The sequence below is a fragment of the Pseudomonas sp. DWP3-1-2 genome, from assembly GCF_049896285.1.
Classification (GTDB): domain Bacteria; phylum Pseudomonadota; class Gammaproteobacteria; order Pseudomonadales; family Pseudomonadaceae; genus Aquipseudomonas.
Window position 1 is genome coordinate 263723 of record NZ_JAFCTZ010000003.1, and the last position, 21908, is coordinate 285630.

At 52.6% G+C, this 21908-nt stretch carries 13 protein-coding genes, 1 tRNA gene and 2 pseudogenes; 9 read left to right on the top strand and 7 right to left on the bottom strand.

All coding sequences use genetic code 11. The annotated features are described in order from the left end of the window. Positions 1-46 precede the first annotated feature (46 nt). Positions 47-1084, bottom strand: a complete 1038-nt coding sequence (locus tag ACP7B0_RS10150) for an FUSC family protein (RefSeq protein WP_426141157.1) — start codon at positions 1082-1084, stop codon at positions 47-49. A gap of 9 nt (positions 1085-1093) precedes the next feature. After that, positions 1094-2236: an FMN-dependent L-lactate dehydrogenase LldD gene (lldD, locus tag ACP7B0_RS10155; RefSeq protein WP_426141158.1), complete on the bottom strand. Its 1143-nt coding sequence runs from the start codon at positions 2234-2236 to the stop codon at positions 1094-1096. 130 nt (positions 2237-2366) lie between these two features. Between lldD and ACP7B0_RS10160 the strand changes: the two genes are divergently transcribed. After that, a complete protein-coding gene (locus ACP7B0_RS10160) occupies positions 2367-3278 on the top strand; it encodes a LysR family transcriptional regulator (protein ID WP_426141159.1) in 912 nt (303 codons plus the stop codon). 36 nt (positions 3279-3314) lie between these two features. On the opposite strand, the gene ACP7B0_RS10165 is transcribed toward ACP7B0_RS10160, so the two are convergent. After that, positions 3315-3770, bottom strand: coding sequence for a VOC family protein (locus tag ACP7B0_RS10165; RefSeq protein ID WP_426141160.1), 456 nt, complete (start codon positions 3768-3770; stop codon positions 3315-3317). A gap of 747 nt (positions 3771-4517) precedes the next feature. Between ACP7B0_RS10165 and ACP7B0_RS10170 the strand changes: the two genes are divergently transcribed. After that, positions 4518-5255 carry an NUDIX domain-containing protein gene (locus ACP7B0_RS10170; RefSeq protein WP_426141161.1) on the top strand — a complete coding sequence of 246 codons (738 nt, stop codon included), beginning with the start codon at positions 4518-4520 and terminating at the stop codon, positions 5253-5255. Between the two features lie 53 nt (positions 5256-5308). Here ACP7B0_RS10170 and ACP7B0_RS10175 read toward each other — a convergent pair. Then, positions 5309-5497 (bottom strand): annotated as a pseudogene (locus ACP7B0_RS10175) (transposase domain-containing protein); the annotation flags it as partial. A gap of 430 nt (positions 5498-5927) precedes the next feature. Here ACP7B0_RS10175 and ACP7B0_RS10180 point away from each other — a divergent pair. The 3 genes from ACP7B0_RS10180 to ACP7B0_RS10190 all read left to right on the top strand — a co-directional run bounded on the left by ACP7B0_RS10180 (position 5928) and on the right by ACP7B0_RS10190 (position 14414). Continuing rightward, on the top strand, positions 5928-6782 hold the full coding sequence (locus ACP7B0_RS10180; RefSeq protein ID WP_426141162.1) for a hypothetical protein: 855 nt from the start codon (positions 5928-5930) through the stop codon (positions 6780-6782). Between the two features lie 1052 nt (positions 6783-7834). After that, complete coding sequence (locus ACP7B0_RS10185; RefSeq protein WP_426141164.1) at positions 7835-12496, top strand: esterase/lipase family protein; 4662 nt, start codon at positions 7835-7837, stop codon at positions 12494-12496. Continuing rightward, the gene (locus tag ACP7B0_RS10190; RefSeq protein ID WP_426141165.1) at positions 12489-14414 is read left to right on the top strand and encodes a hypothetical protein; all 1926 of its coding nucleotides are present in this window, start codon (positions 12489-12491) and stop codon (positions 14412-14414) included. The genes ACP7B0_RS10185 and ACP7B0_RS10190 overlap by 8 nt, the downstream gene beginning before the upstream one ends. 313 nt (positions 14415-14727) lie before the next feature. Here ACP7B0_RS10190 and ACP7B0_RS10195 read toward each other — a convergent pair whose 3' ends face one another. The 3 genes and pseudogenes from ACP7B0_RS10195 to ACP7B0_RS10205 all read right to left on the bottom strand — a co-directional run bounded on the left by ACP7B0_RS10195 (position 14728) and on the right by ACP7B0_RS10205 (position 17288). After that, the gene (locus ACP7B0_RS10195; RefSeq protein ID WP_426141166.1) at positions 14728-15570 is read right to left on the bottom strand and encodes a chromosome segregation protein SMC; all 843 of its coding nucleotides are present in this window, start codon (positions 15568-15570) and stop codon (positions 14728-14730) included. Positions 15571-15662: 92 nt separating this feature from the next. Further along, positions 15663-17003: pseudogene (locus tag ACP7B0_RS10200) on the bottom strand (DUF927 domain-containing protein); the annotation flags it as partial. Between the two features lie 200 nt (positions 17004-17203). Beyond that, a tRNA-Leu gene (locus tag ACP7B0_RS10205) sits at positions 17204-17288 on the bottom strand. Between the two features lie 108 nt (positions 17289-17396). Here ACP7B0_RS10205 and queA point away from each other — a divergent pair. From queA to secD, 4 genes are all read left to right on the top strand, one after another. Further along, on the top strand, positions 17397-18461 hold the full coding sequence (queA, locus tag ACP7B0_RS10210; protein WP_426141168.1) for a tRNA preQ1(34) S-adenosylmethionine ribosyltransferase-isomerase QueA: 1065 nt from the start codon (positions 17397-17399) through the stop codon (positions 18459-18461). Between the two features lie 14 nt (positions 18462-18475). Beyond that, the gene (tgt, locus tag ACP7B0_RS10215; protein ID WP_426141548.1) at positions 18476-19591 is read left to right on the top strand and encodes a tRNA guanosine(34) transglycosylase Tgt; all 1116 of its coding nucleotides are present in this window, start codon (positions 18476-18478) and stop codon (positions 19589-19591) included. A gap of 47 nt (positions 19592-19638) precedes the next feature. Continuing rightward, on the top strand, positions 19639-19974 hold the full coding sequence (gene yajC, locus ACP7B0_RS10220; protein WP_426141169.1) for a preprotein translocase subunit YajC: 336 nt from the start codon (positions 19639-19641) through the stop codon (positions 19972-19974). 64 nt (positions 19975-20038) lie between these two features. Continuing rightward, the gene (gene secD, locus ACP7B0_RS10225) at positions 20039-21907 is read left to right on the top strand and encodes a protein translocase subunit SecD (RefSeq protein ID WP_426141170.1); all 1869 of its coding nucleotides are present in this window, start codon (positions 20039-20041) and stop codon (positions 21905-21907) included. Position 21908 lies beyond the last annotated feature (1 nt).

Here is a 21908-nt window from a genome sequence, read left to right on the forward strand (position 1 = left end):
GCGTAACTCGATGTAGCAATTTGAGTGGCCTGGAACATTCAAGCATCTAGCCTCTTCCCGTAACTCGACGTGATTTTTCCGACCATGGATAAATCAACAACGAAATCCCGACAGCTAGCAATGCGCCCCCCAGGCTGTTGCAGACTCGAAGGACGGTCAGACCCAATTCTGACGTAGACGGCTGGCCTAATTCTGCGACGAGAATAAAGTGAGGCGTCAGAAACACGGTATACATCCGATAACTGATGGTGCGACCCGCAAGCGTGCCAATCGAGAGCGGCAAGACCAGTGCCGCAAGCAGTAGCGGAGAGTGAATAAACGATCCTAGAGCAGCTGCCACCAGGCCGCCGAGCAACGTGCCAATGACACGTTCCAGCGAGGTTTTTAAGGTGCCGAAAAATTGTGGCTGCATAATGAATAAGACAGTCACTGTCATCCAATAACCGTGATCCAGCGACCAATATTGGACCAGCCCTACTGATATCGCTGCGGCTAGGGCGACCCGCAATCCGTGAAGGGCGAGATCGGGCGTGAGCACTAAACGGGTCTGCGCGGCCGCTTTCATTGACGTTACATGGTGTTTTTCAACGCGCCACAGCAGCAGGGAAAAAACCGTGGCCCACAGGTTGCCACAGAGAAAGTACGCGCCGTAGATCACACCATGGCTGAAGTCTTTACCGGGGAAAGCGGTTGAAATGGCGAAAGCCGTCGCCGCCAACAGCGCGGGTAGCCCGATTCGCGCCCCGCTGCCTTGGGCCACGGCGCCGCCAAAACCGATGGTCGCAGCGAGCACTAACACAATGGGCAGGCAGGCGGCCGTCCAGGCGCCAACCGCCGAGGCAAGCGCGCCCGCGACACCGAATGACAGAGCGAGTGACAGTCGCGTCCAGAACCTGCCCGTGACCAGCGACAGATAGGTCCAAAAGGCGGCAATGGCGGACCAACTGAATAGGGGGTTATGCAGATAGGCCGCCAGCAACGCCGGTGCGGTGCATACAATTCCTCCGCACACGACTTCGCCCACGGGGATATCGCGCAGCCGACGCAGGGATTCAAATGCTTTTATGGGCAATGATGAGTGCATGGCAGGCCATCAGCCCGCTGATTGAGCCAGGGTTGTGGCGTCGATCTGCCCAATCGAAGTCACCCCGGTCAACGTCATGGCTACGCGCATTTCCTTAGCGAAGATATCCAGTAGGTTTTCCACGCCACGCTGCCCATCGGCGGCCAACGCGTAGACCGTTGAACGACCGATCAAAACGCTTTTGGCACCCAATGCGAGCATGCGCACCACATCAAGACCGGAGCGAATACCGGAGTCGACCAATACCGTTAGGTCATCGCCGACCGCCTGTGCAATGGGCGGCAGTGCTTTGGTCGTGGATAGCACGCCGTCCAGCTGCCTGCCCCCGTGGTTGGAGACGACAATGCCGTCCGCTCCGAAGCTCACGGCATCCTTTGCATCTTGGGGGTCGAGAATGCCTTTGATGATCATCGGGCCTTTCCAGAACTCGCGGATCCACTCCAGATCTTTCCAGCTGATAGAGGGGTCGAAGTTGTTTGCCAACCAGCCAACATAGTCTTCCAGCGTGGTGGCCTTTCCCAGGTATTTGGAAATATTGCCCAGATCATGGGGGCGACCGAGGAGACCTACGTTCAACGCCCAGTCAGGCTTGGTCATGGCTTGCAAAATTCGCCGAGGCGCGGCGTATGGCCCCGACATGCCGGAGTGGGCGTCACGATAACGGGCGCCGGGCGTGGGCATATCGACCGTGAACACGAGCGTCTTGACCCCGGCAGCCTGAGCGCGCTCCAAGGCGTTCCTCATAAAGCCCCGATCTTTGAGTACATAGAGCTGGAACCAGATTGGCTGCGGGCTTTGCGACGCCACTTCCTCTATGGAACATACCGACACCGTCGACAGGCAGAGCGGGATGCCCTTGTTTGCCGCGGCCTTGGCTGCCTGCACTTCCCCCCTGCGCGCATACATGCCGGTCAGCCCCACGGGGCTGAGGATAATCGGCATCGCCAGTGGTTCGCCGAAAAGCGTGGTTGTAAGGCTCAAGCTGTCGACATTCTTGAGGATGCGTTGACGCAAACTGATATCAGCCAGGTCGGAAGAGTTCGCCCTCAGCGTGTGCTCGGCGTATGCGCCGCCGTCGATATAGTCAAACAGGAAGCGTGGAAGTTTGCGCTTGGCCGCAGCGCGATAGTCAGAAGCCGATGAAATAATCATGGCAAAGTTTCCTTGGGGAGAAGTCCACGACCGAAGCTGCAAGGCGTTCGCTGAAGGTTTAGAGTACGGAAATGTCGACTATGATAAAAACGACTTTTATCACTGAAAATAAGTCGGAGAATGAATAGCTATGAACCTTCGGACGTTACGCACGTTTGTAGAAGTCGTACGGCAGGGCGGGTTTTCTCAAGCCGCCGAAGTGGTCTCCCTCACCCAGTCGACCGTCAGCAAGGCAGTCAAGACTCTGGAAGATGACTTGGGCACGCCACTGTTAAATCGAATCGGCCATCGAAGCGAACTGACCGCCGCAGGGGCGATCGTTTATCGCCGCGCCCTCGTCCTGTTGGCCGAACGCAACGATCTGATTGCCGAAATCAAGGCCCTGCGCGGACTCGAGTGCGGGGTGCTCCGCATCGGCTTGCCGCCTGTAGGCAGCGGCGCACTCTTTGCTGCGATGTTCACCGAATACCGCGCCCGATACCCAAATATTGAAATTCAACTGGTCGAATACGGCGCCAGCAAGCTGCATGAATGCCTTGAATCGGGAGAAGTGGATCTGGCGGCCTTGTTAAAACTAAAGTCCTTCAATGAAGAGTTCTATTACCAGGATGTACGCATCGAACCGCTGGTGGTCGTTATACCCAAGAGCCACCCCCTGGCCGAAAACATTAGCGTCAATTTCACAGATTTGGCCGATACGCCATTCATTCTCTTCGAAGCCGGGTTTGCCCTGAATGCGGTAATACAGGCGGCATGCGAGCGCAAGGGTGTTACTCCCAAGGTCACGGCACACAGTGGCCAGGTCGATTTCATTGTGGATCTGGTTTCAGCTGGGCTGGGCGTGGCTTTTTTGCCGAGGATGCTGGCGCAGAAGCACCTGCATCACGGGATCAGGCTGGTGCCTCTGGATGAGCCGGAGACGGATTGGCACATTGCCTTAGCCTGGAGAAAAAACGCGCATTTGTCACCGGCTGCGGAGGCTTGGCTGGCGTTGGCTCGGGAATGGCCAGGTAGCGAAGGTCGACCGGGTCATAGTGTCTAGGTTTATATGAGCGTATACAGCGGCCAACCGCTTGATCTACTCCGGATCGTGACAACAGACGCAAAGCTTGTTTCCTTCAGGGTCTCGAAAGTACGCCCCATAAAAATTCGGGTGGTATTCGGGTCGCAGGCCCGGAGCGCCTTCGCATGTTCCATCCAATGCCAACGCCAAGGCATGGGCGTTGCGTACGATCTGTCGATCAGGTGCCAGCAGAGCAATCATTTGCCCATTTCCTGGCGTCGCAGATTCGCCGTCGAACGGTTTGCCCACTACGAAAAGAGGGCGTGCAGTGCCGGGGTGTTTCCAGGCCGCCCATGGGCGTTCAAGGTCTGTGAACTTGAGGTCAAGTCCGAGTATCTGCATGACCCCTTGATAAAACACAAGTGCTCGATTGAAGTCATTCACTCCGATGAATACATGTGAAATCATTTTTTTGTCCTGAAAAGAGGAAGCCTTCTCGCACCATACCAAGAATTTCCAGGCTGTTTTCAACTCCTGACCTGAAACATACTCCGTCGGTCTTGGAAGCTGTTTTTACACACGCTGGGCCGGAAGCTGCCTGCCGAACTTGAATGCAACGGAAGCTTTCGCGAGCTTCCGCTTATCCTCATCACCGGCTTTTCAGCTTTTGCTCGATTAGCCGCATTTCTGCCTTGATCGCAGTGATAGTGAGTTGTTGCGTCGCTGTGTTTTCCCCGATGTTGGTGTCCACGATCTTGAGGAGGGCGGTAGAGGGATACAAACCTTAAGGGGGGAATAGAGGTAGAAAGCCAGCCACAAAATCTATGGTCACCCCATTTTTGCAATACTGATTAACGGATGAAGTGGTTGGCTTGCTTTAATCTATCCGGCGTCTGTTTGAGGCATCGCCTCCCGCCACGATGAGAGTCGCGCCTGACGATCCTAAAAAGCCCGCCGGCTTCTAGAGCCGATTTTTGTGTCAGGATCTTCGCCAGGCCGGTGTGCCGTTCACATCATCTGTTGTTCAGCTATCGGTATCCGTCCGGCGAAGTCATCTAGCCACTCTGCGAACAAAGATATCCTTTGCATTCAAATTTAGGTGCCCACCATCGCAGTAAGCGATGGCATTAGGAAGGTGCACTGCCCAGACGGTTACGCAGCAGTAATGGAAGCTTGGTAATACCACAAGGAGAGGTGCGTCCATCTGGCATCCATCATTCGCAAAGCAACGCCCACCTCACTACAATCTCGGCAGATCGACCAATCCAAAGGTGAACCGTGGAATTCAAACGGGACAGATTCAACGGCGTCATTGTCGACGCCGCTTCGCTGCCGGACGACCCGCAAGCCTTGCGTGGCGCCGTCGACGCGTTAGTCGCCCTCATCGAGCACGAGCGCCTGGCTCTGGCCTGGGTCACACTGCCGATCAGCAACGCTCAAGGCATTCCGGTCTTCACCGCCGCCGGTTTCTCCTTCCATAGCTGTCTGACCGATCAGCTGACCCTAGTGCGCCGCCCATTCGAGCAGGCATTCGTCCCATTCATACCCACCCATACCGTAGGGGCGGGCGCCATCGTCATTAACGACGCAGGGGAACTCCTCGTCATAAGGGAACGAGGTACCACCGGGTTCAAGCTACCGGGGGGCCATGTAGACGCCGCCGAGCGAATTCAGGATTCGATCGAGCGCGAGGTGCTGGAGGAGACTGGGATCGAATCGAAGTGCGAATCCATCGTGGCGTTTACCACCAAACACCCCTACCAATTTGGCAAATCGAACATTCACTTTATCTGCCGAATGACAGCCTTGACGCAGCGTATCAACGTACTGGACACCGCCGAGATCGAAGAAGCTAAATGGGTAGCGCTGCAAGCCTACCTGGCAGACTCCTGCAACAGCCTGTCCAACCGGCAGCTGGTCAGCGATGTAGCGTTCAGCCAAGGGCTTGTCTGCACCGAGTATTCCGCCAACATCGGGCTTCACAAAAAACAAGAGATTTTCACGGCTGCTTGCTGATCAATCGAAAAATCCGCCTCTAGGCATGCGTCCAAGCATCACGTCTTGTGTGATTAAACCGGCTGCCATATATGCGGAAGCAACTGGTCGATCTCACTTGCCTGTTGCGTCGGCAGGCGCGTGAGCACGTCCTTCAAATAAGCATACGGATCATGCCCGTTGAGCCGTGAAGACTGGATCAAACTCATGATCGCTGCCGCCCGTTTTCCACTGCGTAACGACCCTGCGATGAGGTTGTTCGTCCAGCTGCAGCGCCTTCACTGATAAGGCCCCCAGCGGGATGCGGTACCTCGTGAACACAGCTGCAGGCCTTAAAAACAGTGGAGCGGGTGAAGGGAATCGAACCCCTCGTTATCAGCTTGGGAGTCTGGCTGTAATGGGGCAACTCCCAGGCCATCAGCCAGAGCCCGACTACTTGGGTCTAGGGGGTCTCAAACATCTCGGCTTCACGCCAAAATTACGCCGGACGAAAAAAAGGCCTTGATAATCAAGGCCTTTCTTTATTGAGCTGGTGCCCGAGGGAGACTCGCGTGTTCCATATATCCTGTGGCTTTCAGGCCGAATTTTGACCTGGGGATACACGTAGGGATACACGCTGCCGTCTGTTAGGCCACCAGTTTAATAAGGTGCTGCTACGATTGCGCCTGCAGGAGGCTATCAAAAAGGAAAACCATGCGCATAGATTTTGAAGAAGATTTTCTTACCTTTGTCCTATCAAAATTGAAAAGCTTGAACGTCGTGGCTCCCAACCGGGACGTCACAGCTTGTGCGCTTCTACTTTTCAAACTTCAACGTAGATGTCCCGTTGCTGTAACTAGACGTACCGAATCCGCTTCCTCCTTTACCGTTCCCTCTGATTTGCAGGGGGGATTCGACGGGCTTTGCTTGGCGATCCACCAAGGCCAGCCTCTTTTTCCCTATTTGAGTAGGTCTACCTTCAGTGTAGATAAAGTCGATGGGCTGCTCGATGACTGGGGGATTTTGCATTTTCACCTCGGCAGTGAGCGATTGCAGAACGGTTTGATCAAGGGTACCCGGACCGTTGCTTTCGGCTTGGTACGTCCAGACTGCATCTATTTCATAGATACCCATCCTCATGGTGCCGGCCACTCCGATGTCTGGGTACGAGAGCAATTGATCCACACCATTGAGGAGAATTGGCCGAGCTTGCTACCCGCGAATGCAAGCTCGTTGACACCGGATACGCTCACGGCTGAGCAGCGAGCGAACTGCAGGAAGAAATCAGTAAACGTCACGGTAACCAAGCTGTCCGGCGAAGTGATCTTTCCACCTGGTGGGGGCGTCATGTGTGATGGAACAGCTATCAATGACTTTATGCAGTTGCAGAAAATTTATTCACAGTTCGATTGGGCTCGCAAAACGTGCGACCTGAACGAGCAGTCGATACGCAACGCTTTGGGTTTAGGCGCCCAAGACTTCCGTCTACATATGGGTTTTGTCGATCGGCAGCTTTACCTGTATGAAGGCAGCACAGGCGCTCGTATCGAGTTCGCAGGTGGAAGCTAGCGCGTGTTTCACGCACCGCGCTCATCCGGCCGCCCAAAATAGCCGGGGGCCCCTGAGGTTTTCCTAAGGATACGGGGTCGGAAACCCGCGACATCGTGGTAGCGACAGGTTCCCCACCTTACTGAAATTTCAACGTTGAAATTGAAAGAAGCTTGGAGAAAAAAAGGCATCGTTACCGTGTGGGTAAAGATGCCCCTTTGTGTTGCTGATAACGCACGCATGGCGTTCGTCAGCCGAGTCAACTCCGTCAACCTGTCAACCAACTTCAAAAATCCAGCCGCTAACACGAACGCGCGGGTTTTCTGCCCCGCACCAATTCCAATTGCCCAGGGTCCCCGGCAACCACCCACACCATAGGGCAAATGCACAGGTGAATCGCAGTTTACCCGGTTCACCTGTTCACTAAGCTGGGCGCCTGTCCGCTAAAAAGTTTGGGCGGGTTACTCGCCCCGTGCCGAGGGGCATTCCTCAGGGGCCCCGGCACAATCTGGGTGCCTGTTAACCTGGACACCTGAGCTCGCGGGTTTCCGACCCCGTGGCGAAAAGGAGTTATTCAGGGGGCCTGTCAGTTCTCGAAAGCTTCTCGCCGTTGCTACCGTTTTAATCGCTGATGGCGTCATCACCTACGGGGTGCAGGGGTAATGAAAAAGTCGTGTTACAGGTGTAACGAATGTTACTAGATTCGATAACCTATTGAATTTATTATAGATTTACTCTCGTTACACATTGGTCAGACGTTACGAGAGATGAATGTTACGGGCCCGTTTGGTGTTACGAAAAATGCACAGTTTCGGATTGCAGTCCAAGCTGCTAGCGACCATCAGCAGCTTAACCTAGTACTTACATGCTAACGGCGCCCTGCTCAGAGGTAGATATTTAGGTTAATTTACGAAATGAACGCGATTCGATCATACTTGGAGGTACAGTAAATCTATGAGTACTCTGATCAAGTCCGCGTAGAGTGCGCCATATTTTTATGATCAAAAAATGATCAACTACAATTTGCATGGATCTTGTTGCGGGTAGGTACGTTTATAGCTCACTTTGAGCAAATGGAGGATGTTCTGGCAGACTTATCAGCATTGTCGGATAGCTACGATAACGTGACAACGCATGTTATTTTTTTGCACGGTTTGGACGGTGACAAAGAAAAAACATGGCTTTCTAGCAGCACGCCTCCTGAACTCTGGCCGTGCTGGCTCGCGATTGACTTTAGTAACGTTGGAGTCTGGAGTGTTGGCTACGATTCAGCAGCGACAAGGTGGCTGGGCTCTAGTATGCACCTGCCAGATCGAGCAGAGAATATTTTAGCGCTTATTTTAGCTGAACGACGTCTCACTGACGGGAACATTATTTTCGTAGGTCATAGTCTCGGCGGGTTAGTAATCAAGCAGATTCTCAGAAGTGCAGACAGAGATGCTTCACGGAGTCGTATAGCCGAATCATTTTTACACCGCGTAAGGCGTGTAGTATTTCTAGGCACACCTCATTTTGGGGCGAGCCTTGCCAACTTTGCAAAAATCATTGGCCCTCTACTACGTCGCTCGTCATCGACTAAAGCGCTTGAACGTAACGATCCAAATCTCCGTGATTTAAATAACTGGTATAGACAATACTGTATCGAACACCAAGTAGAAAATTTAGTGCTTACCGAAACTCGATCGGTCAAGTTACTTGGAGTAAAACTGCCGGAATGGGTAGGTCATATTGTCCTTCCAGATAGTTCGGATCCTGGCGTAAATGCTACACCTATACCAATAGATTCAGACCACATATTAATTTCTAAACCTTCAGGTAGAGGGGCGGAGGTGTATGTACATATCGGAAATTTTGTGAGTAAGCCATTCGAGTTGGCTCACAAAAGCGTGCTAATTTCCGAAGGGATGAAAGAACAAACTACGGCAATCGGTTTGTTAACGGAAGCCTCTGAAAGGCAAGCGAAAGCCCTTGGGACGGTGCAAAAAGCAATAAGCACAGTTGAATTGCTGGCAACTTTACCTAGAAATGCAGATGTAGAATCTACAAAAATTATTGATGCTGAGGCTACACACAGACTTCTATCTATCCTAAAGTCTCGGTTTTTTGTTGGGTTTGACTTACAAGCACAGTCAAGGACGCTCTTAGAAAGTATTCAGGTTGGAGATTTAGCTAGAGCATCGAACTCTATTAAGGTAGAAGTGATCAGTTGGTGTGTGCGCTTTCTTTCGGTGTCTGATATTACATTGGCAAAGGAGCTTTTACAAAGCATTGATAATTATAATGACAGCGAGGCGGCTACAATAGCTAAGGCCTTTGTTACGGCTAATACGGGAGACTCTGCTTCAGCGCTTGAGTCCCTAAGCCAAATAAAGACTGCAGCATCAAAGTCAGCAGCATTTATATTGGTCAGAAATAAAGAAGGATCTGATGCTGCTTTGAGCTGGTTTAAAAACTCCGGTTTAACAACGAATGATCTGGATGCGGATGGTAAATTTTTCCTAATCCAAAGTTTTATAGAAAGAGAAGACTGGGAGAGCGCGTTACAAATAGTCGAATTCATCACCGAAGACGAATATGAGGTTGCCCCCGCACTTATCCACCTGGCGGCGCTTACGCATTTAGCTATAGTTGTGCCAGACGAACTACGTGTACAAATACATGATACTCCACCCTTTGAGGCTAGAAACTTTCCCTTGGCTAGCGACCAAGGTGCAATTCAGCACAGGCGAAAAGCACAGGAACTATTCGAAAAAGCATCTAATTGCGCTGCTCGATTAGGCGTTATTGGCGCGTCTAATACTGCGAGCGACAGCGCTTTGTGGCTTGCTCTCAGAGATATAGATCGGCGCGATTTAGCGCGTATCGAGCTTGAAAAAAGCATGAGAGACCCTGATGTCTCATTAAGGCGATTACCATTAGCGCTTCAATTCGGATTAAATATCGATTTGGCCGCTCTTGAGCGTGAAATTGAACGAAAAACCGCTTTAAGTGGAGGGAAGTCGGCTGATGCTGCCGTCGCTAGGTTTGCGCTCGCATTCAAGCAGGGTAGTCCACGGGAAGTAGCTTCATATATTGATCGTCATAGAACCCAACTAATTGAACAGCTGAATTACAAATCAGTTGGTTTTCTAGAAATAGAGATGTTGGTTCAGTCTGGCCAAAAAAAATCTGCAGAAAGTCGGCTCAAAGAACTTGTTGGTATGGGGTTGACAGACCTTGAAAAAACTCGAGTGGAGCGACGGGTTTTCGAGGCGACCGATACAGACTCAGTTGCGCATCAAATTGACTTGTATGAATCAAGCGGCTCTATAACAGACTTAAATAATTTGGTGTCGTTGCTTGAGGATCAACAGGACTGGGTTAAGTTAGTTAGCTATGCTCGTACTGTATTCAACCTAACGCGAGACGTTGCTGATGCAAAGCGTTACGTGAGATCACTCTACAATGCCGGAAAACTTAATGAGCTTCTAGAGTTCACAAGGGAGTTTTCTATATTCTTACCGCAGTCAGAAGACATTCAAAGACTTCGCTGCTGGAGTCTTTATGAAAGTGGTTTGTTTTTAGATGCTCGTGATGCGCTACAACAACTTAAGAAAAATTTTAGTCGCTCGAAACAGCATATGTTGACTATTAGCATCGCAGTGGCTTCAGGTGATTGGGAGTCACTTCAAGTTAATGTCGAGGAAGAATGGAATTTGAGGAGTGAAAGATCTGCAAAAGAATTAATCCAAGTTGCAAAACTCGCACAGCTAATTCAATCTCCTCGACTGAAAGAGCTAGTTTATGAGGCGGCACAGAAGGGTGCGGCCGATCCTGCTATTTTGATAGCTTGTTATGGAATTGCCACAGAATGTGGGTGGGAAGAAAGTGACAAGGTCTTTAGCTGGATGCAAGCTGCTAGCGATATGTCAGATGAGAGTGGGCCTGTACTGAAAATGACTCTACAGGAGATTGTCGATAGACAACCTAGCTGGGAGAATCAAACAAACCAAGCATATGAAAATCTATTGCAAGGTAATATTCCAATATTTGCTGCCGCCCGTCTTACAAATCAAAATTTATTGGGGCTTTTCCTGACTCCAGCCCTAAATAATCAAAATGAAGTAGATGTAAGGAAGCGCAACCTCATATTTGCATTTGCGGGCTCTAGACCCATGATTAACGCTGAGCCAAATAAAATCGCGATGGATGCGACAGCGTTATTAACGTCAGAGCTGTTGGGTATTACATCATTAATTTTTGATACTTTCAGTGAGATTTTTATATCTCACAGCATGCTAGGGTGGTTATTTGAGGAAAAGCGACGTTTATCATTTCACCAGCCGAGTAAAGTCACAGAAGCGCATGAGTTGCGGCAATTAGTTGCACATGGAAGTTTGCAGCCATATGAAGCAACAAGTTCAAAATCTACAACGTTGTCAAATGCAGTAGGGGACACATTAGCGTCAATGCTTACAGATGCTTATGTCGAGCGTTCCGATAGTGATGTGCAGCGCCTAGTTGTCCACCCTGGCCCTGTTCATCGAGTAGGTTCTCTCGTGCATGAAGAAGCTGATCTCACAGCATATCAAGGTTGTCTTTGTAATTGTCAATCCGTCGTAGACAAGCTGGTAGAGCGAGGGGTTTTAACTGCAACTGAAGCGAAGATTTGTACAGATTTTCTTTCTTCGCGAGAGCAGCCATGGCTAGGTGCTCCGCAAATAAATGACTCTGCGCACTTATATCTAGATGACATAGCTGTTTCGTATTTCCAGCATCTGAAGCTTCTCCCCAAGCTGCATAGGGCCGGGCTTACTATCTTTATTTCCTTGCGCGAAGTTACAGAGTCAGATGTGCTTATCAATTACGAAAATCAAGCCTCCCAAGCGATGTCTGTAGTAGAGAGTCTTCGGAAGAAACTGCGAGATGGTATTAATGTTGGAAAAGTCATAGTTGGACAGCTAAAAAGAGAGGAAGACGAGGACCAAGAAAACCCTATGCGCTCTCACCCTTGTTTCGCTATTTTTAATGTCATGGACTCTACTCATGCAATTGTCTCCGATGACAGGTATATAAATAAATACTTGACTATCGATGTTGGTGGGGTTCCTCGTAGTTTGCTCACATCCCTAGATATTGTGAGTTTGCTGAAAACGAGAAATGCAATAACCGAGGTGCAACTGGCGGAACTCAAGACAAATATGCGACGTTTTGGAATGGCTCTTATACCTCTTGACCCTATTGAATTACAGTATCACCTGTCAGACTCCAAAGTCACTGGTGGTAAGGTTGTAGAGAATGCGGGTCTCAAAGCAATACGCGAGAATGTGCTTCGCGTAAGAATGTCTGACATGTTGCAAGTGCCTCAAGAGCTTCCTTGGTTAAACTCACTTTTCGAGGCTGGTTTTGAGGTGATGAAGTTGCAGTGGTATGAGGGTGCCGATGAAAGCATTGCCAGTGCAAGGTCGAACTGGCTTCTGGAGATCATGGATATACGGAAATGGGCGCATCGCCTGATCGAGGAAGACACAACAGTAGAAGAACGCTACGAAACTCAACTAATGGCTCTTATGATTTTGCCTAATCACAATCCTTTGTCAGTTCGAGTGATTTACTGGAAATGGCTTGAAAACCGAATATTGCGAGATGTTAAAGACGAAAGTCGTGAGATGTATGAACGTCTAGTGTCAAGAGTTTCGAAGGTAATTGAGCATGGGCTTCGAAATCTACCAGGCATGAGGAATGAAGATGAATAGTAAAAAATACACACCCCTCATGATCGATATTGTCTTAAGTTTATTCCCTGAGATAATAAGAAGTTCCCTTGTTGACGATCAGGATTTTTTGAGTCGCGCTGGAGTTAAAACAAATTCAAGAATAATACTAACAGAAGTCGGTACATCTTTCGATAGCGTGGAGTTTTTTGATGGTATTCGAAAGGCTCTAGCAAGTACTAATGTAAAGCATAAGGTATCGGATGACCAAGGAAACGCTTGGGAATTTGGCGTAGAAATAAATGAAGGTGTTGGATTTACTTTGCTAGAGTTTGAAAAAAAACGAATTCGCCTTCCTTATTTTTGGCCGTTGTCGCCTTTTCAATCCATACGCTTAACAGAGCTTGCGAGAGAGGCGCGTGTTTCCAATCTGCATGGCCCTGCCTTAAAATATTGGGAGGCAAGAATATCTGCCGCGCCGCTTGAGGTGGATGAATATAATCGATTTCGTGCAGATGTGTTACTCACGCCTCTAGGTTTTTCTGAGCACTTATCCAGCAGTATAGATTCTGGTGAGTGTACTATCGAAGACTTGGTGCCTAATGATGCACGATATTATGAGAGACTAGTTGGTTGCCCATTGGTAGAAGACGACCTTTCGAAATACGCTGGCGGAGGGGCAAAAATCCACAGTGATCAGCTAATGTACTGGTGTCATATAAAGGGATTGGAATTCTCATTGCTTTCATCTTGTCACTCCTCCCTGATTTCAAGCATTGACTTGACTCCTTTGTCAGATAAGGAGCTCGAATCAGTTTTTAGATCAATTGAAGTGAGAGGCGATTTCTTCTCTAAACTCGGTGCGATTGAGTTAGGATTCGCTAGTTTGGAAAAGAGGCCGGAGCTTGAGCCGATTATAGAGCGTCTGGTTGATGAGATTTTAGATGATAATCCTGATGTTCCTTCCGGAAGATTCTCTTTTCTATCTGGGTTAATTGTACTAGTGATCGGTGAGTTGGCTAGAACGAAGCTGTTTCACAATAGATCACCCTTCTGGATTCGGCTCGCAGCCATCGCTCATGCATCCCATATTGAACGAGTGTATGTTTCCAATCAATCCATTCCTAATGACTTCTCGAGCTGGGTATTTGGACTGCGAGGGTCTTTGTTTTTTCTGCAGTCACTCATAGATATGAGATTAGAACCTCGATGGCAGCCAGATTTTATTTCCCCAGCTCAGCTGAAGTCCGAGTTTCTTGGGCGAATAGCAAGTTCTGCCTCAATTAATCAGAAAGGAGTTTCATCACTACGATTAAGAGAGATGCTGATTAATGACGATAGCAGTGGCAAACAGAAGCTTCTGACTTTTCCATATTCTTTTTTGCCGGGACCTTTAGAGGGGGGGCATGCTCCTAGCTTGGAAATGCCGCAGGATCTTTTACGCGACTTAGAAGGCCAACTCGCTGCAGACGGGGTAAGTCAGGACTCATTTTCGTCCCTGGTCAATTGCTCGCTATTATTTAATATAACTTCTGATCATGCTCGTTTAGCTGCGGTTGCGCTAAGAAAGGTTAAATATCAACTGCAACAAACTAATACCAATCCCAAGGTTTTTTCATTAATAAGTGGGCTAGCTACTGTGGCAGCTGTAACTCGTAGCAATGAGCTTGCGGACGAGGTCAGGATTTTAAGCAGAGTAACAAGGAGGCAAAAAAGGGCAGATATAACCCTGGAGGATGAAATGAGGATCGCTATGATAGCCGCTGCTTCCTTAAAGGATATTACTGATTGGGCAAAGTTTGCAGGAGAATGGCTAACTGAGATTGCATTTGAAACGGTGGTCCAAGAAGAGGCTGTGCGATTGTTAGCACACGTAAGGTTACTTATAAAGTTACAGCCAGAGCTAGCAGTAACTTGTGCAAGAGCTGAGGCGGCATTGTCCGCTAGTGCGCAGTGGTGAAATTTTGCAGATGTATGGATAGACCAGTAACGGAAGCCAAAATTGGCTTCCGTTTTAGCCCTAGTTTCGATTTTTCAGCCGGTACTCTATAAGACTCAGTTCTGCCTTTATTGCAATCATGGTTAGGGTTTGTGTTGCTTTGGATTTTCCCGGCTTGGTGTCAATGATATTGAGCAATGCTTTCAAATGTACTTTTCTTGCTTTCAGGGTCTCGGATATATTTGAACCGTCCTGTATTAGTGTCGCTATGGCTTTGGTCGTTGGGGTTGTTAAACAGCCCGCGTCGGCAGGCTGTTTCAGGAAGGGCGGACTGTTACATCGTGAGCACGTCCTGCACACCGTACTGACCCGCTCGATCTGCCAGGTCCCCCCGCTTCCAGCTACCGAGGTTCTCACCCTGTTCCGGGATATCAAGTTTAAAAAACGACACAGGATCTCGATTAATCAGACGGGCAGCAGCATAGAGCTTGCCACCCACGTCGAGCAGTGCCCGGGCCGCTTCATTCCACTTCTCTTCTAGCGCGGTATGCGCAAGGTGCAGTGCTTTGTCCTCTATTTTTTTGTGTTCCTTTTGGGCTTCATCTATGTGCAGGTCGACGGTGACCAGTTCTTGCTCCAGCGCCGTGATAATCAATTGTTGGCGACGATGTTGTTCGGTTGCCGTCGCGAGGTTTATGGCGGCTGTCTGTGCGTCGGCGTTGGCAGTGTTTTCACCTTCGGTGTCGCCCCATGCAACCGCTTGTGCATAAGCCGTTGCAGCAACAGTCTCGGCCTGGCGAGCGCTTGCGATATCCTCCTGAGCTTGCTTTCTGATCTCATCAAGGCGGGTACTGAGGCTCTGGCGTTTTTCGTTGAGTTCCAGCTCATCCGTTACCCAGTTCGCCATCTCTTCGATGTAACCGGCTATCAAGCTTCCTTGATTGGCCAATGCCTCCCGACGACTCAGTTTCTGATCCAGCATATAGATCTGATGGTCAATCGAGTCGATCTTTAGTTTTCGACTGCTGATCTCATGCCTGACGTCGCTCTCTCGGCCTTGGTTGATGACCTCCGCGCTTTCAAGTGCCGCCTCAAAGGGCGGTAGCTCCTTCTGGATACCTTCCATTTCAATGACCAGCTTTGCGCGGGTGTCTTTCAGTGCTTGGATACCGTTCATGTTTCTTGTCCTGTGTAATTCGATTGTGGGTTAGATGAGTGGCTGGCGAGGCCGGAACGAAGCCGGCGCTACCTCGATCAGTAGGCTGGCCATCAGGCTGCCTGAGCCTCGCTCTCATCTAGGCCCGGAACCGTTTTCACCACGTAGCAGCGCTGGGTGCCGAGGCCGGGCAGACGAACCAAGCAGGATGCTTTGCCATCGCTACCAGGCTCCAGCACGCCACGGCGTAATAGCTCCTTGTTCACGGCATTGATGTTCATGCCTTTGAACACCTCGGAGCGCCATGCTTCCGGCAGCACGTAGTAGGTGTTAGTGGTGTGGAGAGCGTCCCCTAATCCATGCTCCAGCGACTTGCGAAAGCCGAGGCGGTCGATGGTGCGCGGACCGTGTTCATCGATCTTTGCGGCAGCCGATTCCCAGCGGGTGAAACGGCTTTCACCGAAACGCTCGATGACCTGTCGCAGCCGGGCAAGGATGGCGTCACCTTCGAAGTTGCCGGCACCGCCACGCTCATTCAGCCAAGCGCTGAGGCACACCCGGGCAGCCGTGGTAGCGGTGCCATCCGGCCAGCCGGTAATGCCCATGGCGGTGGCCAGCTCTCCGGCCGCTGCCGCCAGACCGAAGCGAGCGGCGGCGCGGTGCACCTGGCCACTGGCCGAGGCGGGTAACGCTTTGGCAATAAATCCCTCCAAGGTGTGGCGCAAGATGACCGACCAGCCATGCAGCTTGCCGGGCTCGCAGAGGGCCGACAGGAAGGCGGTGAGGGGCGTGCCGTAATACTTGGCCACGCGAGCCTTGAGCGCATCGGAGAGGGCGGCAGCATCATCGAAGCCGTTCAGCACGTCGAACATGCCGAGGCCTTTACTGGCATCCGCTGGCACGGCGAGCATGCGCACCTCCATGCCGGCTTTCAGTTCCTTGTTGGCTTCGGCCATGTGCTGCGCCAAGGTCTTCTCGCCGGTCGACAGAAACAGCAAACGCCACTCCTGAACCTGTCGGCCCGCTTGTCCTCGATCATTGGCGCGAGCCTTACCGGTGCCGTTGCCAAGCATGTACACCGTTTCACCAATGATGCGCGGGTCGCACATGCCGATTTCATCCAGCACCAGGAGCCCGTCGGAGTGCGCGGCGGCGATGGATTCCAAGGCGTTATCCGTGGAGCGCCACGATCGCACCAGACGCGGTCCGCCGTAGATCGAGGCAGCCACTTGCAGGTGGGTGGTCTTGCCGCCTGAACTGTCGCCGTAGAGGTGGAAGCCGCCCGACTCATGTCCGAGCATGTGCAGCAGCGGACCGGCAAACGCCACGCTGGCCACAAATGCCAAGCGGTGATTACCGATGCATCAGGCGCCGATTTGTTCTTGCCATTGCTCCAGAGTGCCGGCTTCGCTGATGGGTGGAAGCTGCGCGCCGGCCTCATAGAAGTACATGTGTTAGACGTGCGAGCCGTCTGCGCGCTTCATCCTTGTATCCCAAAGTTCGGTATTTCTCTCAGGAGCAAGCAGGGACAAAGTGGTAGGGATACAAACCTTAAGGGGGGAATAGAGGTAGAAAGCCAGCCACAAAAAAACCGGCTCAAATGGCCGGTTTCTTTGGGTCCGTGAGTCGGTAGAAACTCACGGTTGTTGCTATTTGGTGCCCCGAGGGAGACTCGAACTCCCACTCCTTTCGAAAACGGATTTTGAATCCGCCGCGTCTACCAATTCCGCCATCAGGGCTCAATGGCGGCGAAGTCTACAGACGGTATTACCGTTGGTCAATCACCTTTCATGGTCAATTTTGTCTTCTTCCGCTAAACTTCACGGCCCTGCTAGACGAACCCCATCATGCGCGTTGCTGACTTTACTTTCGAACTCCCGGATTCCCTGATCGCTCGCCACCCTTTGGCTGAGCGCCGCCGCAGTCGTTTGTTGACCCTGGACGGGGTGAGCGGCGCGCTGGCACACCGTCATTTCGCTGATTTGCTGGAGCATGTGCGCCCGGGCGATTTGATGGTGTTCAACAATACCCGTGTGATTCCGGCCCGCTTGTTCGGCCAGAAGGCGTCCGGCGGCAAGCTGGAGATTCTGGTGGAACGGGTGCTGGACACGCACCGTGTGCTGGCCCATGTGCGCTCGAGCAAGTCACCCAAGCCGGGTTCGACGATCCTCATCGAGGGTGGGGGCGAGGCTGAGATGGTGGTGCGTCACGACACGCTGTTCGAGCTGCGGTTTGCCGAACCGGTCCTGCCGTTGCTGGAGCGCGTCGGGCATATGCCGTTGCCTCCTTATATAGACAGGCCCGATGACAGCGCCGACCGCGAGCGGTATCAGACGGTTTATGCCCAGCGTGCCGGTGCCGTGGCTGCGCCCACGGCGGGTCTGCATTTCGATCAGCCGTTGCTGGATGCGATCGTGGCCAAGGGCGTCGAGCTGGCGTTTGTGACGCTGCACGTCGGTGCCGGGACCTTTCAGCCGGTGCGCGTCGAGCGCATTGAAGATCACCACATGCACAACGAATGGCTGGAGGTCAGTCAGGAGGTGGTGGATGCGGTTGCTGCGTGTCGTGCGCGGGGCGGTCGGGTGATCGCCGTGGGCACGACCAGTGTGCGTTCGCTGGAAAGCGCGGCTCGTGACGGCGTGTTGAAGCCGTTCAGTGGCGACACCGATATCTTTATTTTTCCGGGGCGTCCGTTTCATGTGGTCGATGCCCTGGTGACCAACTTTCATCTGCCGGAATCCACGCTGTTGATGCTGGTTTCGGCGTTCGCCGGTTACCCCGAGACCATGGCTGCCTACGCGGCGGCGGTGGAGCATGGCTACCGCTTCTTCAGTTACGGTGATGCGATGTTCATCACCCGCAATCCCGCGCCGACCGCTCCTGCGGCATCGGACCCAGAGGATCACGCATGACCCGCACCAGTCGTATGTCTTTCGAGTTGTTGGCCACTGACGGCAAGGCGCGTCGCGGCCGTTTGACCTTCCCGCGGGGCGTGGTGGAAACCCCGGCGTTCATGCCGGTCGGCACTTACGGCACGGTCAAGGGCATGCTGCCACGGGATATCGAAGCCACGGGGGCGCAGATCATCCTTGGCAATACCTTTCACCTGTGGCTGCGTCCTGGCACCGAGGTCATCAAGGCTCACGGCGACCTGCACGATTTCATGCAGTGGAAAGGCCCGATTCTGACTGACTCGGGCGGTTTTCAGGTCTTCAGCCTGGGCGCCATGCGCAAGATCAAGGAAGAAGGCGTGACCTTTGCTTCCCCGGTGGATGGCGCCAAGGTGTTCATGGGGCCGGAAGAGTCGATGCAGGTTCAGCGTGACCTGGGCTCGGACATCGTGATGATTTTCGACGAATGCACGCCGTACCCGGCCGATGAAGATGTGGCCCGGGTTTCCATGGAGTTGTCCCTGCGCTGGGCCAAGCGTTCGAAAATCGCCCACGGCGAAAGTACGGCGGCGCTGTTCGGCATCGTGCAGGGCGGCATGCATGAAAACCTGCGTATGCGCTCCCTCGAAGGGCTGGACCAGATCGGCTTCGACGGCCTGGCCATTGGCGGTTTGTCGGTGGGCGAACCCAAGCACGAGATGATCAAGGTGCTGGATTATCTGCCCGGGCAGATGCCGCCGGACAAACCTCGTTACCTGATGGGAGTGGGCAAACCGGAGGATCTGGTTGAAGGTGTGCGCCGCGGAATCGATATGTTCGATTGCGTGATGCCGACCCGCAATGCCCGCAACGGTCATTTGTTCATTGATACAGGTGTGCTGAAGATCCGTAACGCGTTCCATCGTCATGACGATTCGCCGCTGGATCCGACGTGCGACTGCTACACCTGCAAGAACTTCTCCCGCGCTTATCTGCATCATCTGGACAAGTGCGGCGAAATGCTGGGGAGCATGCTCAATACCATCCATAATTTGCGGCATTACCAGCTGCTTATGGCTGGTTTGCGCGAGGCTATTCAACAGGGTACATTGGCCGCCTTTGTCGATGCCTTCTACGCTAAGCGTGGCCTTCCCGTGCCGCCTTTGGATTGATTGAACCGGGTTTTTCCGTTTTATTAACTTTGCAACTGGAGTGCTAAATGAGCTTTTTCATCTCTTCCGCTTTCGCGGACGCTGCTGCACCGGCCGCGGCCCCTATGGGTGGCGGCTTTGAATGGATTTTCCTGGTCGGCTTTCTGGTCATCTTCTATCTGATGATCTGGCGTCCGCAGGCCAAGCGCGCCAAAGAGCAGAAGAACCTGCTCGGCAACTTGCAGAAGGGCGACGAAGTTGTCACCTCCGGCGGTATTGCTGGCAAGATCAACAAAGTGACTGATGACTTCGTTGTCATCGAAGTGTCTGACACCGTTGAACTGAAAATTCAGAAAGGCGCTATTGCCGCCACCCTGCCAAAGGGCACCCTGAAAGCGATTTAAGGTTTCAGTCTTTTACCAATCGACGGGGCGCGCAAGGCGCCCCGCGTTATAAGCGGGCGGCGTGATGCTGAACAAATACCCTCTGTGGAAATACGTGCTGATCCTGGCAGTGCTGGTGATCGGCTTTATTTATTCCGCACCCAATCTCTATCCTGATGACGCGGCGATTCAGATCACCGGCGCGAGCACTGCGCTGGAGGTCAATCAGGCGGACCTCGATCGCGTCAGCAAGGCACTTGCCGATGCAGGTATCGCGGTCAAGGCCGCCTCTCTGGCTGAGAATGGCAAAGGCGGTTTGTTGCGTCTGAGCAGGCAAGAAGATCAGTTGCCAGCCAAGGATGTTGCGCGCAAGGCGCTGGGTGATGACTACGTTGTCGCACTCAACCTGGCCCGGACCACGCCGACGTGGTTGCGCGATCTGGGTGCCAGCCCGATGAAGATGGGTCTGGACTTGTCCGGTGGTGTGCACTTCCTGCTGGAAGTCGACATGGACAAGGCGCTGGATGCGCGCATGAAAGTCTACGAGGGTGAAGTCAAAAGCCTGTTGCGCAAGGAAAAGGCGCGTTATCGCAGCCTGCCGCAGCTCAATGGCGCTATTCAGTTGGGTTTCAGCGATGAAGCCGCCCGCGAAGAAGCGCGTACACTGATCCGCAAGAATTTTACCGATTTCGATATCGTCCCGGCTGATCTGAACGGTATTCCCGTGCTGCGTCTGGCGATGACACCCGTCAAAGTGGCCGAGATCCGCGAATATTCGCTCAAGCAGAACCTGACCACGGTGCGTAACCGGGTCAACGAACTGGGCGTTGCCGAGCCTCTGGTCCAGCGTCAGGGCGCCAACCGCATCGTGGTTGAGCTGCCGGGCGTACAGGACACCGCTGAAGCCAAGCGTATTCTGGGCAAGACCGCCAACCTTGAGTTCCGTCTGGGCGCAGGTCCTGATGATTCCAAAGCCACTACCGAAATGTTCGAGTTCCGCGAAGGCGGTCGTCCGGCGGCAGCGGTTGAACGTGGCCTGATCATCACCGGTGACCAGGTCACTGACGCCAAGGCTGGCTTTGACGAGCACGGTCGTCCGGAGGTGAACATCAAGCTGGATGGTCATGGCGGCGATCTGATGAGTCGCGCGACGCGCAGCAATGTGGGTCGCAGCATGGCGGTGATCTTCATCGAGCAGAAGCCGACGACCACCTACACCAAGCAAATGGTGAGCGGCGTCGAGAAAGATGTGCCGGTTCAAACATTCAAGGAAGAGAAAAAGATCATCAGTCTGGCGACCATCCAGTCGCCGCTGGGCAGTCAGTTCCGTATTACCGGTCTGAACGGTCCGGGTGAGGCTTCCGAGCTGGCGCTGCTGCTGCGTGCCGGTGGTCTGGCTGCCCCGATGTACTTTGCCGAAGAGCGCACCATTGGCCCGAGCCTGGGTGCCGACAACATCACCAAGGGTATCGATGCTTCGCTGTGGGGCATGCTGTTCGTCTCGCTGTTCATCATGGTTATCTACCGGTTCTTCGGTCTGATCGCCACGGTAGCCCTGGCGCTGAACATGGTGCTGCTGCTGGCCCTGATGTCCTTGCTGGGTGCCACACTGACCCTGCCGGGTATCGCCGGTATCGTCCTGACCATGGGTATGGCGGTGGACGCCAACGTGCTGATCTTCTCGCGTATTCGGGAAGAGATCGCTCGCGGAATGACCGTGCAGCGAGCCATCAACGAAGGTTTCGATCGGGCGTATACCGCGATTATCGACGCCAACCTGACAACGCTGCTGGTCGGCGGGATTCTCTTTGCGATGGGCACCGGCCCGATCAAGGGTTTTGCCGTGACCATGTCACTCGGGATCTTTACCTCGATGTTCACTGCCATCATGGTGACCCGCGCAATGGTCAACCTGATCTATGGCGGGCGTGACTTCAAGAAGCTGTGGATTTAAG

What these genes read in the sequence shown, in the direction of transcription:
- ACP7B0_RS10160 (WP_426141159.1), top strand. Translation starts at nt 2,367, where the DNA reads ATGAACCTTCGGACGTTACGCACGTTTGTAGAAGTCGTACGGCAGGGC.
- ACP7B0_RS10180 (WP_426141162.1), top strand. Translation starts at nt 5,928, where the DNA reads ATGCGCATAGATTTTGAAGAAGATTTTCTTACCTTTGTCCTATCAAAA.
- tgt (WP_426141548.1), top strand. Translation starts at nt 18,476, where the DNA reads ATGTCTTTCGAGTTGTTGGCCACTGACGGCAAGGCGCGTCGCGGCCGT.
- yajC (WP_426141169.1), top strand. Translation starts at nt 19,639, where the DNA reads ATGAGCTTTTTCATCTCTTCCGCTTTCGCGGACGCTGCTGCACCGGCC.
- ACP7B0_RS10190 (WP_426141165.1), top strand. Translation starts at nt 12,489, where the DNA reads ATGAATAGTAAAAAATACACACCCCTCATGATCGATATTGTCTTAAGT.
- ACP7B0_RS10150 (WP_426141157.1), bottom strand. Translation starts at nt 1,084, where the DNA reads ATGCACTCATCATTGCCCATAAAAGCATTTGAATCCCTGCGTCGGCTG.
- ACP7B0_RS10195 (WP_426141166.1), bottom strand. Translation starts at nt 15,570, where the DNA reads ATGAACGGTATCCAAGCACTGAAAGACACCCGCGCAAAGCTGGTCATT.
- ACP7B0_RS10185 (WP_426141164.1), top strand. Translation starts at nt 7,835, where the DNA reads ATGGAGGATGTTCTGGCAGACTTATCAGCATTGTCGGATAGCTACGAT.
- lldD (WP_426141158.1), bottom strand. Translation starts at nt 2,236, where the DNA reads ATGATTATTTCATCGGCTTCTGACTATCGCGCTGCGGCCAAGCGCAAA.
- secD (WP_426141170.1), top strand. Translation starts at nt 20,039, where the DNA reads ATGCTGAACAAATACCCTCTGTGGAAATACGTGCTGATCCTGGCAGTG.
- queA (WP_426141168.1), top strand. Translation starts at nt 17,397, where the DNA reads ATGCGCGTTGCTGACTTTACTTTCGAACTCCCGGATTCCCTGATCGCT.